General features: G+C 64.6%; 12 protein-coding genes. 8 read left to right on the top strand and 4 right to left on the bottom strand.

Features of this window, described 5'->3' with window-relative positions; translation table 11 throughout:
* Positions 1-40 precede the first annotated feature (40 nt).
* From AC2D9V_RS10705 to AC2D9V_RS10675, 7 genes are all read left to right on the top strand, one after another.
* Positions 41-763, top strand: a complete 723-nt coding sequence (locus tag AC2D9V_RS10705; protein ID WP_484714059.1) for an ABC transporter ATP-binding protein — start codon at positions 41-43, stop codon at positions 761-763.
* The gene (locus AC2D9V_RS10700; RefSeq protein WP_484714058.1) at positions 764-1,471 is read left to right on the top strand and encodes an ABC transporter ATP-binding protein; all 708 of its coding nucleotides are present in this window, start codon (positions 764-766) and stop codon (positions 1,469-1,471) included.
* Between the two features lie 136 nt (positions 1,472-1,607).
* A complete protein-coding gene (locus AC2D9V_RS10695; RefSeq protein WP_484714057.1) occupies positions 1,608-2,471 on the top strand; it encodes a branched-chain amino acid ABC transporter permease in 864 nt (287 codons plus the stop codon).
* A 1-nt stretch (position 2,472) separates the two neighbouring features.
* Positions 2,473-3,519 (top strand): branched-chain amino acid ABC transporter permease, encoded by a 1,047-nt coding sequence (locus AC2D9V_RS10690; RefSeq protein ID WP_484714056.1) that lies wholly within the window; start codon positions 2,473-2,475, stop codon positions 3,517-3,519.
* Positions 3,512-5,263, top strand: coding sequence for an FAD-dependent oxidoreductase (locus tag AC2D9V_RS10685; RefSeq protein ID WP_484714055.1), 1,752 nt, complete (start codon positions 3,512-3,514; stop codon positions 5,261-5,263). Before AC2D9V_RS10690 ends, AC2D9V_RS10685 begins: the two co-directional genes overlap by 8 nt.
* A gap of 1 nt (position 5,264) precedes the next feature.
* Positions 5,265-6,137, top strand: a complete 873-nt coding sequence (locus tag AC2D9V_RS10680) for an intradiol ring-cleavage dioxygenase (RefSeq protein ID WP_484714054.1) — start codon at positions 5,265-5,267, stop codon at positions 6,135-6,137.
* The gene (locus AC2D9V_RS10675; protein ID WP_484714053.1) at positions 6,134-6,967 is read left to right on the top strand and encodes a 3-oxoadipate:acetyl-CoA acetyltransferase; all 834 of its coding nucleotides are present in this window, start codon (positions 6,134-6,136) and stop codon (positions 6,965-6,967) included. The genes AC2D9V_RS10680 and AC2D9V_RS10675 overlap by 4 nt, the downstream gene beginning before the upstream one ends.
* Positions 6,968-7,025: 58 nt before the next feature.
* On the opposite strand, the gene AC2D9V_RS10670 is transcribed toward AC2D9V_RS10675, so the two are convergent.
* The 3 genes from AC2D9V_RS10670 to AC2D9V_RS10660 are packed head-to-tail and all read right to left on the bottom strand — an operon-like array spanning position 7,026 to position 10,228.
* Positions 7,026-7,958 carry a hydrogen peroxide-inducible genes activator gene (locus tag AC2D9V_RS10670; RefSeq protein WP_484714052.1) on the bottom strand — a complete coding sequence of 311 codons (933 nt, stop codon included), beginning with the start codon at positions 7,956-7,958 and terminating at the stop codon, positions 7,026-7,028.
* Positions 7,959-7,960: 2 nt separating this feature from the next.
* Complete coding sequence (locus AC2D9V_RS10665) at positions 7,961-9,619, bottom strand: TRAP transporter large permease (protein WP_484714051.1); 1,659 nt, start codon at positions 9,617-9,619, stop codon at positions 7,961-7,963.
* A gap of 18 nt (positions 9,620-9,637) precedes the next feature.
* Entirely contained in the window at positions 9,638-10,228 is a 591-nt protein-coding gene (locus AC2D9V_RS10660) for a TRAP transporter small permease subunit (RefSeq protein ID WP_484714050.1), read from the bottom strand.
* A gap of 311 nt (positions 10,229-10,539) precedes the next feature.
* Here AC2D9V_RS10660 and AC2D9V_RS10655 point away from each other — a divergent pair, with 311 nt between their 5' ends.
* On the top strand, positions 10,540-11,655 hold the full coding sequence (locus AC2D9V_RS10655) for a TRAP transporter substrate-binding protein (RefSeq protein ID WP_484714049.1): 1,116 nt from the start codon (positions 10,540-10,542) through the stop codon (positions 11,653-11,655).
* Between the two features lie 130 nt (positions 11,656-11,785).
* Here the strand turns inward: AC2D9V_RS10655 and AC2D9V_RS10650 are convergent, their stop codons facing one another.
* On the bottom strand, positions 11,786-11,986 hold the full coding sequence (locus AC2D9V_RS10650) for a hypothetical protein (RefSeq protein WP_484714048.1): 201 nt from the start codon (positions 11,984-11,986) through the stop codon (positions 11,786-11,788).
* Positions 11,987-12,080 lie beyond the last annotated feature (94 nt).

The raw sequence follows: 12,080 nt of genomic DNA, 5'->3' as shown, positions 1-12,080 counted from the left end.
GCCCCCTTCACCGGGGGCCGCAACCCTGGCCCGTTCACGCATGACCGACGTCCTGACCCTTACAAACGTCTCGAAAAGCTTCGGCGCCCTCAAGGTGACCGACGACGTTTCATTCTCTGTGCCGAAGGGTCTGGCGCTTGGCATCATCGGGCCAAACGGGGCGGGAAAATCGACGCTCTTCAACCTGATCACCGGCAACTTCCTGCCCGATGCCGGGTCCATCACCCTTCTCGGTCGCGACGTGACCCGCACCTCGGCGATGGAGCGCGTCCGGATGGGCGTTGGCCGCAGCTTCCAGATTCCCCAGCCGTTCGAGGGTCTGACAGTTTTCGAAAACCTCCTCACGGCTGCTGCCTACGGCCAGGCCAAGCGCGAGGCCGAGGTGCAGGACGCCTGCATCGCGATCCTGCGCGACACCGAGCTTCTCGGCAAAGCCAACCAGCTGGCCGGAAGCCTGTCGCTCCTCGACCGCAAGCGGCTGGAACTGGCGCGCGCAATGGCGACGGGGCCGGAACTCCTCCTCCTCGACGAAATCGCCGGCGGCTTGACCGAAGGCGAATGCCAAGCCTTGGTCGCCACGATCAAGGGCCTCCACGCGCAAGGCGTGACGATCATCTGGATCGAACACGTTCTCCACGCCCTGACCTCGGTCGTCGAACGCCTCCTCGTCCTGGACTTCGGCAAGGTCATCGGCATCGGCGAACCCGACCAGATAATGGCCTCAAAGGAGGTCCGCGAGATCTACCTGGGGATGGAGGTCTGAATGGCGCTTCTGTCCACCCACGGCCTCACCGCGCAATATGGGCAATTCAAGGCCTTGTTCGGCGTCGACCTTCACGTCGATCCCGGCGAATGCGTCGCAATCATCGGCGCGAACGGAGCGGGCAAGACCACCCTGATGCGCTCGATCACCGGGGTCCTCAAGAACGCGCCCGAGATGATCCGGCACAACGACGACCCCATCGGCGCAATGCCCCCCGACCAGATCCTCCAGCGCGGCATCGCGATGGTGCCCGAGGGGCGGAAGCTTTTCCCCTCGCTCAGCGTCGAGGAAAACCTTCTGATCGGCGGGCAGGTCCGCAAAGGCTCGGGCCGCTGGTCACTGGAAGAAATCTACACCCTCTTCCCGATCCTGAAGGAACGCCGCCATTCCCCCGGCACCGCGCTGTCCGGCGGGCAGCAGCAGATGGTCGCCATCGGCCGCGCGCTGATGTCGAACCCTGAACTTCTCCTCTGCGACGAGATCAGCCTCGGCCTCGCCCCTGTCGTGATCCGCGACATCTATGCCGCCCTGCCGGCAATCCGCGCGACCGGAGCCGCCGTCATCGTCGTGGAACAGGACATCAGCCGTGCGCTCTCGGTCGCCGACCGGGTCTACTGCGTGATGGAAGGCCGCGTGACCCTGACCGCCCCGGCCAAGGATGTCACCCGCGAGGCGATCCACGCCGCCTATTTCGGGGCTGCCGCATGAGCCGCAAGCCTTTCATCTTTGGCCAAGTATCCCCGCCGGAGGCACCCGAGCCGGTTGGCGCTTGCGCCAGAGGCGAGACAAATGGCTCGCGCGTCAGCGCTCAATTTCACACCCCCCCCCACCCACGAGGCGTCCGATGATCTGGCTTGACGTCCTCGTCCAGGGCATCCTCCTCGGTGGGCTCTACGCCCTTTTCGCCGCAGGCCTCAGCCTCGTCTTCGGCATCATGCGGCTCGTCAACCTCGCGCACGGCGACCTGATCGTGTTCGCGGCCTTCGCGATCCTCCTGATCACCGCCACCCTCGGCCTCAACCCCTTCCTCGCCGCCCTGATCGCCGCGCCCCTCATGTTCGCCGTGGGCTGGGCGCTGCAACGGTTCGTGCTGAACCGGGTGCTGGGAAAGGACATCCTCCCGCCGCTCCTCGTCACCTTCGGCCTCTCCGTCGCGCTCCAGAACGGGATGCTGGAGGCCTTCAGTGCCGACAGCCAGCGCCTGTCCGTCGGCCCCCTAGAAAGCGCCTCAATCAACCTGGGGCTCGTCACCGTCGGCACCCTGCCGCTTCTGACCTTCGCCTCCGCCGTCGCCGCGATCTTCGTTCTGAACCGCATCTTCTACACCACCGCCCTGGGTCGCGCCTTCCGCGCCGTGTCGGACGACCCAACCACTGCCAGCCTCATGGGCCTGAACCCCAAATCCATCTTCGCCATCGCCACCGGCCTTGCCATGGTCATCGTCACCCTCGCTGCGCTCTACCTCGGCATGCGGGCGAACTTTGACCCCTCCATCGGCCCCGCGCGCCTCCTCTACGCCTTCCAGGCGGTCATCATCGGCGGCCTCGGCTCGCTCTGGGGCACGCTGGCCGGAGGCGCCATCATCGGTGTCGCCCAGACCTTCGGGGCGCAGATCAACCCGGAATGGCAGATCCTGGCCGGCCATATTGCCTTCCTGATCGTTCTCCTGATCCGGCCCCGTGGCCTCTTCCCAAGGGCGGTGGACTGAGATGCACCAGGTCACCACCCGCACCCGCGCCTCGACCATTGCCGGCCTAGCCGCCCTGGCGCTGATCGGCGTCGGCCTGATCCTCCCCGCCTTCGCGCCGCGCAGCCTGATCCAGGACCTGTTCTTCATCCTCACCATGCTGACCCTCGCCCAGCTCTGGAACCTGATCGCGGGCTTTGGCGGCATGGTCAGCGTCGGGCAGCAGGCCTTCGTCGGCATCGGAGCCTATGCGATGTTCGCGGGAGTGATCCTCTGGGGCTGGGACCCGGTCCCCGCGATCCTCCTCGGAGGCCTCGCGGCCTTCTTCCTCGCCATCCCGATGGCCTTCTTCGCCTTCCGCCTAGCCGGGGCATATTTCGCCATCGGCACCTGGGTCATCGCCGAAGTTACCCGCCTTGTCGTCGCGCAGTGGAAGACGCTCGGCGGGGGCACCGGCACGTCCCTACCGCGCGAAGCTACCTCGGACATTATCGGTGTCGAGGCCATCGCCAACCTTTTCGGTTTGCGCGATGCAGCCGCCCGCGACGTGCTGGCCTACTGGCTCGCCCTGGCACTCGCGGTTGCCACGATGGCCGCGATCTACTCACTCCTCCGTTCGCGCACCGGCCTTGCACTTGCGGCCGTCCGGGACAACGACAACGCCGCTCGATCCGTCGGCGTCGATGCCAGGCGCGTCAAGTGGACGGTGTTCCTCGCCGCCGCCACCATGACCGGCCTCGTCGGAGCGCTGATCTACATGCAGACCGCCCGCATCAGCCCCGACGCGGCGTTCAGCGTTACCAACTGGACCGCGTACGTCATCTTCACCGCCGTCATCGGCGGCATCGGGCGGCTGGAAGGCCCGATCCTCGGCGTCCTCGTCTTCTGGGGCCTGCAAAGCGCCTTCGCCGACTACGGCAGCTGGTATCTCCTCGCCTTGGGCCTTCTCGCCATCGCCACCATGCTCTTCGCCCCCCGTGGGCTTTGGGGTCTGATCCACGACCGCACGGGCATTGCCCTTTTCCCCGTCCAACGCCGCCTCATCCTTGAAGGAGCCAAAGATGGCTGACATCACCACCGACGTCCTTGTTATTGGCACCGGCCCGGCTGGCAGCGCCACCGCAGCGCTTCTGGCCTCCTATGGTGTCGAGACACTGGTCGTGAACCGCTACCGCTGGCTGGCGAACACGCCGCGCGCGCATATCACCAACCAGCGCACGATGGAGGTGCTGCGCGACCTTGGGCCCGAGGTAGAAGACGAGGCGATGAAGCACGCGACCCACCAGGAACTCATGGGGAACAACGTGTTCTGTGTCTCCCTTGCAGGTGAAGAGTTGGGGCGGATGCAATCCTGGGGCACGTCGCCTGAATCGAAGGCCCGCCACCTTCGCGCTTCACCTTGCGAGATGAACGACCTGCCGCAGACCTTCATGGAGCCGATCCTCTTCGGAACCGCCTGCCGCCGCGGCGCGCAGTCGCGCATGTCCACCGAATACCTTGGCCACGTTCAGGATGCCGATGGTGTCACCACCACCTGCCGCGACAGACTGACCGGGAAGGACTTCACTGTGCGGTCGAAGTTTCTCGTCGGCGCGGACGGCGGGAACTCACTGGTCGCGGAACACGCAGGCCTGCCCTTCGAGGGCAAGATGGGTGTTGGCGGGTCGATGAACATCCTCTTCCGCGCCGACCTGTCGCGCTACGTGGCGCATCGCCCGTCGGTCCTCTACTGGGTCATGCAGCCTGGCGCCGACGTGGGTGGCATCGGCATGGGCCTCGTCCGAATGGTCCGACCCTGGAACCAATGGCTGATCGTCTGGGGCTACGATATCAACCAGCCCGCCCCTGTGGTGGATGAGGCGATGGCAACGCAGGTCGCCCGGCAACTTGTCGGAGTGCCCGATCTGGAGATCGACCTCATCTCCGCCAATACCTGGACGGTGAACAACTGCTTTGCTACCCACATGCAGTCGGGTCGCGTCTTCATCATGGGTGACGCCGCCCACCGGCATCCGCCGTCGAACGGCCTGGGGTCGAACACCTCGATCCAGGACGCCTTCAACCTCGCCTGGAAGCTTGCCGCTGTGGTAAAGGGCCAGGCGACGCCCAAGCTTCTGGACAGCTACTCAACCGAACGCGCACCCATCGCCCGCCAGATCGTCACCCGCGCGAACCAGTCCATCGCCGAGTTCGGCCCGATCTTCGAGGCGCTCGGCATGGACGGCGGCGTCGACCACGACCGGATCGAACGCAGCATGGCCGCGCGCTGCGATGCCACGGAGGCCGGCGAGAAACAGCGCGAGGCGCTGCGCAAGGCCATCGACTTCAAGGTTTACGAATTCGACTGCCACGGGGTCGAGATGAACCAGCGCTATGCTTCCGAGGCGATCGTCAGCGACGGCCCTGCCGCACCATTGGGCGAGAACATGGAGCTTTACTATCACCCGACCACCGCCCCCGGCGCGCGGCTGCCGCATGCCTGGGTCTACGACCGGGCCGGGGGGAAGCACTCCACGCTCGACCTTACCGGCAAGGGCCAGTTCACGATCCTGACGGGCATCGGTGGCGAGGGATGGGTGAAGGCAGCGGAAAGCGTGGGCAAGTCCTTGGGCCTGCCGATCCGCGCCGTGACCATCGGCCCCCGCGCGGATTACGAGGACCATGTCGGCGACTGGCACAAGGTGCGCGAGATCAGGGATGGGGGCTGCCTCCTGATCCGCCCCGACCACCATGTCGCCTGGCGCAGCCACGCAGCCAGCAAAGACCCGGCGGGCGATCTGTCCCGCGTCCTGCATAGCATCCTGGGGCACTGACATGACCGAACAAGGGTTCTTCACCGAAGCTACCTCGGCCGAGGTCGTCATCAGCCGCAACGGCAAGGCCAAGGACGCCCGCCTGGCCGAAGTCATGGCGATCCTGACGAGGCACCTCCATGCCGCTGTGAAAGAGATAGAGCCGACGGAAGCGGAATGGTTCCAGGCGATCCAGTTCCTGACCGCCACCGGCCACATGTGTACCGACTGGCGGCAGGAGTTCATCCTTCTGTCCGACGTGCTGGGCGTCTCGATGCTGGTTGATGCGATCAACAACCGCAAACCCTCGGGCGCGTCCGAATCCACCGTGCTCGGCCCCTTCCACGTCGCCGACGCACCCGAACTCCCGATGGGCAGCGACATCTGCCTCGACCAGAAGGGCGAGCCGATGCTTGTCAGGGGAACGGTCCGGTCCACCGACGGCACGCCTTTGGCAAACGCTAGGATCGACGTCTGGCAGGCCAATGACGAAGGCTTCTACGATGTGCAGCAAAAGGGCATCCAGCCCGACTTCAACCTGCGCGGCGTCTTCCGCACCGGGCCGGACGGCCGTTACTGGTTCAAGGGAGTTAAACCCAGGTTCTACCCGATCCCCGATGACGGACCCGTGGGCCAGTTGCTCAAGGCGCTCGGCCGCCACCCCTACCGCCCCGCGCATCTCCACTACATCATCGAGGCCCAGGCCCATGCCCGCCTCGTTACGCACATCTTCGACCCGGACGATCCCTACATCAAGTCCGACGCAGTCTTCGGGGTTAAGGAAAGCCTGCTGGCCCGGTTCGACCGGGTAACCGATCCGACCGAAATCGCGAAGTCAGGCTTCGACAAACCCTTCTTTCTTGTCGAGCATGACTTCATTCTGGCCCCCGCATGACCAAGCCCTGCATCATCTGCGTCGCTATAACCGGTTCGCTGCCGCGAAAGGCCGACAACCCCGCCGTGCCGATCACCGTTTCGGAGCAGGTGGAATCCACGCACGAGGCCTTCGAGGCCGGGGCGTCCATCGTCCACGCCCATGTGCGGAACGACGACGAAACCCCGTCCTCTGACCCCGAAAGGTTCGCCCGGCTGCAGGAGGGGATCAGAAATCACTGCCCCGGCATGATCATCCAGTTCTCGACCGGCGGCCGGTCCGGCGCGGGCAGGACCCGGGGCGGAATGCTGCCGCTGAAGCCTGACATGGCCTCGCTGTCGGTGGGCTCCAACAACTTCCCGACCCGGGTTTACGAGAACCCGCCAGACCTGGTCGACTGGCTGGCGGCCGAGATGCTCACCTATGGCATCAAGCCGGAAATCGAATGCTTCGACCTCAGCCACATCCATCAGGCGGCAGCCATGCAGCGCGACGGGCGACTTAAAGCCCCCGCCTATGTTCAGTTCGTGATGGGCGTCAAGAACGCCATGCCGGCCGACCGTGACGTCTTCGACTACTACATCCGTACCGTCGAGCGACTTCTCCCCGGCTCGGAATGGTGCGCCGCCGGAATTGGTCCGGCCCAGATCATCTTGAACGAATGGTGCGTCGCGGCAGGCGGTCATGCCCGCACCGGGCTTGAGGACAACGTCCGGCTGGATCGGACTACGCTTGCGCCGTCAAACGCCGCTTTGGTGCGTCGGGTAGTGGAGCTTTGTGATCGGAATGCTCGCCCCGTAGCCACGCCAACGCAAGCAAGGCAGCTTCTTCAGCTTGATCCGCAAACCTGATCGGCTGACCCAACCGATACCGGGCCAATCTTCTGTCTGGCCCCTGGACACCCGGCACTCAAAGCGGCTCCAGCACAAGTGTCCCGGCAAAGACCTCGCGGGCCACGGTCTGGATCAGCCGGGCGATGCGCGGGGCAGCGTCGTCGGCACTGGCACTGCGTGTCACCAACCCGACCGAACGCAGGATGCGCGGTCCGTCCAGCGACACCACGGCAACATCCCGGTCATCCGGTCCGACCTCGGACCTGACATAGAGGGCCGGCAGGAAGGCGATGCCCATGTTCATCCCGGCCATCAGGCGGATTGCGTCAAGACTTGTTCCCTCATAGTCCATCCGCAGCCGGGCCCCATACGCCTCGCACAGGTCCGCAACCTGTTGGCGGAGCGCAAAGGCGGGGCCAAGGGACAGGACAGTCTGTTCGCGCAATTCCTCCCTCGGCACGCGGTCCCGTCCGGCAAAGGGATGATCCCGGGCCACGACCAGTTCCAGCGGTTCGCGGAACAGGCGTATCGGCCTCACGTCACCCCGCAAGGGCAGCTGCACCAGGATCATGTCGTAGTCGCCCCGTGCAAGGCCCGCAGCAAGCGCCTCGGGCGTTCCCTCGCGGATGAACAGCTGCAACTCGGGATGCCGGGCATGCAGCCGCGCGATGACGTGCGGGAGGAGATAGGGCCCCAGCGTCCCTGAGGCACCAAAGCGGATCGTGCCCGACATCCCGGTGCGTGGCAGGTCGAACTGATTCACCAAGGCCTGTGCGGCCTCAAGGATCGCACGGGCGCGATCGTGAACCTCGCGCCCGGCAAGGGTCGGGATAACCCCCGACCGGCCGCGCTCGACCAGCCGTTGGCCGAGGCGCTTCTCAAGCGTCGCAAGCTGCACCGACAACGACGGCTGGCTGATGCCACAGTGTTCCGCCGCTGCCTTGAAACTACCGGACTCGACCAGAGCCACAAAGTATTCCAGTTGGCGCAGGCTTGGCAGGTCGCGCATGGTTAGAGGAACTCATCCTCTCCACCGCCTTCATCAAAAGACGGCGGCGGGGGCGGTGCTCCTTCTGTTCCCGGCGTATCCGAGCGGAAAAGTTCGTTCGGAAGCCAGGTCGCCAGATCAGGGAACACCCAAAGCACCGCCAGCGCCAGAAGCTGGATGACGATGAAAGGCACTACACCCCGATAGATCATCGGCGTCGTGATCGACCGCGGCGCCACTCCGCGCAGGTAGAAGAGCGAGAAGCCGAAGGGCGGCGTCAGGAACGAGGTCTGCAGAAGCAAGCCGATCATCACCCCCAGCCAGATCGGATCGACGCCCATGATCAGAAGGACAGGCGCGGTGATCGGGATCACGATGAAGATGATCTCGAAGGTGTCAAGGAAGAAGCCCAGGATGAAGATGATCGCAAAGACCACCAGAAGCGCACCGACCTGGCCGCCCGGCATCCCTTCAAGGAAACCCCGCACCATCGCGCTGCCCCCAAGCTGGGTAAAGACCAGCGCAAAGGCCGTGGCGCCCAGCAGGATGATGAAGACCATCGAGGTGATCGACATGGTTGACTTCGAGGAATGGAACAGCGTCTGCAGGTAGCTCCGCCGCAGGTCGCCCCGCGCAAGGATTGCCAAAAGCGCAAGGCCGAGCAGGCCGAGCATCGTGTTCAGAAGGCCCGCTGCGCCGAAGAACCATGCGGTCAGCCCCAGCGCGATCAGCGCCACCAGCCAGAACCAGAACAGCCGGATGTCACGCTTCGGGTCGCCCTCGGCGCCAAGGTAGGCATCGGCGAAGAGCTTCACCGCAGCAAGGAAGAGCGCACCCACGGCGCCGACGCTGGCGCTTTCGGTGGGCGTGGCGACCCCGCTCACGATTGACCCAAGGACCGACACGATCAAGAGAAGCGGCGGGATCAGCGCGCCAACGATGCGAAGGCCAAGACCGGCTTTTTCGGCCGCAGTCATCGCAACAGGCGGACATGTCTGCGGCTGGAAGATCGCCTTCCAGATGATGTAAAGTGAGAACATCACCACCAGGACAAGGCTCGGCAGCAGCGCCCCGGCGAAAAGGTCGCCCACCGACACGGTATCCGGCGCGAAGTTGCCGAGGGAGAGCTGCGCTGCCGAATTGGCACCCTGCAGAATGTCGGCAAGGAAGATCAGCACGGTCGATGGCGGGATGATCTGCCCCAGCGTCCCGGCTGCGCAGATCGTCCCGGTGGCAAGCTTGGGGTCATATCCTGCACGCATCATCGCGGGCAGGCTGAGAAGCCCCATCGTCACCACGGTAGCACCGACAACACCCGTCGCAGCCGCCAGAAGCGCGCCCACCAGCACGACCGAAAGTGCCAACCCGCCGCGCAATGACCCGAAAAGCTGGCCCATGGTGGTCAGGAGCGACTCCGCGATGCCTGATCGCTCGAGGACCACCCCCATGAAAACAAAGAGGGGCACCGCAACAAGGACAGGGTTGGTGATCACCCCCCAGAAACGGTTCGGAAGGGCTGCAAAGAGCGATTGGTCGAAGGCCCCGACCGCAATGCCCGCGAAGCCCACAAGGATCGCAAGCCCGCCGAGGGTAAAGGCCACGATGTAGCCTGACATGAGGAAAAGGATGATCAGCAGGAACAGACCTGCAGCCATCAGCTGGCCAAGAAGTGCCGCGTCCATTTCGTATCTCTCCTGGCCTTAACTGGTCTGTTCGGCACCGTGGCCGCCATGGTGAAGTGCATGCCGTTCATGCCCGGCTAGGACCATCAGCCCACGCAGCACGAAAGCCAGGCCCTGCAGGCTGATCAGCAGGACGAAGCCCAGAAGGGTCGCCTTGAGGATCCAGTAGTTGCCCATCCCTCCGGGGTTCAGCGAACCCTCGTCCGAGGCATATGAGGCGGTCCAGAAGGTCCAGACGGCTGTGCCGAAGACGATCAGGAACGGCACCAGAAGCACCAGCGTCATGACAAGGTCAGACAGCGCACGCTTCCGGGTGGACCAGCGCGAGTAGAACACGTCCACCCGCACGAAGCCCCCGGTCATCATCGTGTAGCCCGCACCGAGAACGATCACCGCGACATGGGTCCAGATGTAGGATTCCTGCAGCCAGACCTGGCCCGTACCGACGACGTAACGCAGGTAGACGGTGGAAAAGCAAAGGATCACCGTTGCCAGTGCTGCCCAGGCGACCACATAGCCGCTCCAACGGCAGATGAAGTCGATCACGCTGACGACCCGCGCCGACGCGCGCACCCAACCGGGCTCGGGCCCGGCATCTGCAACTCCCATTCTGTCTCTCTCCCCTGGCGCTTACGGGGACGGCCAGTGGAGGCGGTCCCAATCGAGCGGTCGCTGTTGTGTCCTGCCGGGCGTTTGTGCCCAGTCACGTCTGCGCTAATTCGCCGCGGTCTTGGCTATTGCAAGGGTGACGGATAGATTTTTTTAAACGATTTAGCTTTCATCGATAGTCTTCGATAGTTTTTTCCTAAAGCACCACTTTCCGGGGCCCTCTCCGTTGCCCTGCGACAATCCGTCTCCAATTCCACCGGCATCGCGGCGGGTCAGGGGACGCGCCAGGGTATCAACAGCGGGAGGACTTAATGAAAAGACGCGACTTTCTGACAAAATCGGTGCTGGGCGGCACGGCGGCTGTCGCGGCAGCAGGGCTTGCAGCCCCGGCAATCGCGCAGGGCACGATCGAATGGCGCATGGTGCACTCCTGGCCCAAGGGGCTGCCGGGCGTCGGCGTCGGTGCCGAGCGGCTGGCGCGGCGGATCGAGGCGATGTCGGGCGGTCGCATGAAGATCAACGTCTTTGCGGCGGGCGAGCTTGTCCCCGCCCTCGGCTGCATGGACGCCGTCATGGACGGCACTGCCGAAATGGGCCACGACGCCAGCTTCTACCACGTCGGTAAGCACCCGATGCTCGCCGCTTTCTTCGCGGTTCCCTTCGGCATGACCAGCGACGAGCAGGCCGCCTGGCTTCTGCACGCCGGTGGCCAGCAGCTTTGGGACGAACTGAACAGCCAGTTCGGCATCATTTCGATCCCTGCCGGCCAGACCTCGGCCCAGTCCTTCGGCTGGTTCAAGAAAGAGATCAACACGCCCGAGGACTTCAAGGGCCTGAAGATCCGCATGCCTGGCCTCGGCGGCAAGATGGTTGAGAAGCTGGGAGCAACGCCCGTTCTTCTGCCGGGCGGCGAGATCTTCGCGGCCCTCCAGTCGGGTGCGGTGGATGCAGCCGAATTCATCGGACCGGTCAACGACCTGCCGATGGGCTTCCATCAGGTGGTCAAGCTTTCCTACGGCCCGGGCGTGCAGGAACCGGGCGGTACCGTTCAGGCCATGTTCAACACCGCCAAGTTCCAGGAACTTCCCGCCGACTTGCAGGAGATCGTCCGGGCGGCCTGCCACGCCGGACACGAGGACATGAAGGTCGAATACGACCTTCAGTCGGGCCGGGCGATGGAAACGCTGCGGGTCGAACATGGCGTCGAGTTCCGCCGTCTGGAGCGTCCGGTGCTCGAGGCCCTCGGCAAGGCCGCAGGTGAGGTGATCCAGGAATCCTACGATACCGGCGACGACCTGACCCGCCGGATCTGGGACAGCTACCTCGCCAGCCGGGCCGATACGATGCGCTTCCTGCGCTTCAACGAGCAGGCGTTCCTGAACGCCCGCACGCTCGAGTTCCCCTTCCCGGGACCGCAGCAGACCTGAGGTCCCCCGTTCGCCCCTTCGGACGGGTGAAGGCAGGAATCTTGCGGCGCGCCTTCCTCAAAGGGCGCGCCGACTTCATTCGGCAGATCGAGCGACCTCGCTGCCTGCGAAGGAAGTTCGGCGCTCTGGCTTACGGGCGCATGACGACCTTGGTCCAGCTGTCCGGCTGGCCGCGCAAACTTCGGTAACCTTCGGCAACCTCCTCCAAGGGCAGGCGATGGCTGATCAGGAAGGTGGTGTCGATTTCGCCCTCGCCAATCCGATGAAGAAGCTGGCCCATGTAGCGCTGGACATGGGTCTGACCGGTCGCGAGCTGCAGGCCCTTTTGCATGAGAGCCCCCAGGGGAAACTTATCCGCATACCCCGCATAGACGCCCGGGACCGAGATCCGGCCGCTCTTCCGGCAGGCCATGATCGCCTCACGA

This window comes from Tabrizicola sp. T46 (assembly GCF_057219895.1).
The sequence above is the reverse complement of the archived record's forward strand: the minus strand, read 5'-3'. Positions and strand labels throughout refer to the sequence as shown.

Coding starts and splice junctions, on each gene's coding strand:
- AC2D9V_RS10705 (WP_484714059.1), top strand. CDS start 41: ATGACCGACGTCCTGACCCTTACAAACGTCTCGAAAAGCTTCGGCGCC.
- AC2D9V_RS10700 (WP_484714058.1), top strand. CDS start 764: ATGGCGCTTCTGTCCACCCACGGCCTCACCGCGCAATATGGGCAATTC.
- AC2D9V_RS10695 (WP_484714057.1), top strand. CDS start 1,608: ATGATCTGGCTTGACGTCCTCGTCCAGGGCATCCTCCTCGGTGGGCTC.
- AC2D9V_RS10690 (WP_484714056.1), top strand. CDS start 2,473: ATGCACCAGGTCACCACCCGCACCCGCGCCTCGACCATTGCCGGCCTA.
- AC2D9V_RS10685 (WP_484714055.1), top strand. CDS start 3,512: ATGGCTGACATCACCACCGACGTCCTTGTTATTGGCACCGGCCCGGCT.
- AC2D9V_RS10680 (WP_484714054.1), top strand. CDS start 5,265: ATGACCGAACAAGGGTTCTTCACCGAAGCTACCTCGGCCGAGGTCGTC.
- AC2D9V_RS10675 (WP_484714053.1), top strand. CDS start 6,134: ATGACCAAGCCCTGCATCATCTGCGTCGCTATAACCGGTTCGCTGCCG.
- AC2D9V_RS10670 (WP_484714052.1), bottom strand. CDS start 7,958: ATGCGCGACCTGCCAAGCCTGCGCCAACTGGAATACTTTGTGGCTCTG.
- AC2D9V_RS10665 (WP_484714051.1), bottom strand. CDS start 9,619: ATGGACGCGGCACTTCTTGGCCAGCTGATGGCTGCAGGTCTGTTCCTG.
- AC2D9V_RS10660 (WP_484714050.1), bottom strand. CDS start 10,228: ATGGGAGTTGCAGATGCCGGGCCCGAGCCCGGTTGGGTGCGCGCGTCG.
- AC2D9V_RS10655 (WP_484714049.1), top strand. CDS start 10,540: ATGAAAAGACGCGACTTTCTGACAAAATCGGTGCTGGGCGGCACGGCG.
- AC2D9V_RS10650 (WP_484714048.1), bottom strand. CDS start 11,986: ATGCAAAAGGGCCTGCAGCTCGCGACCGGTCAGACCCATGTCCAGCGC.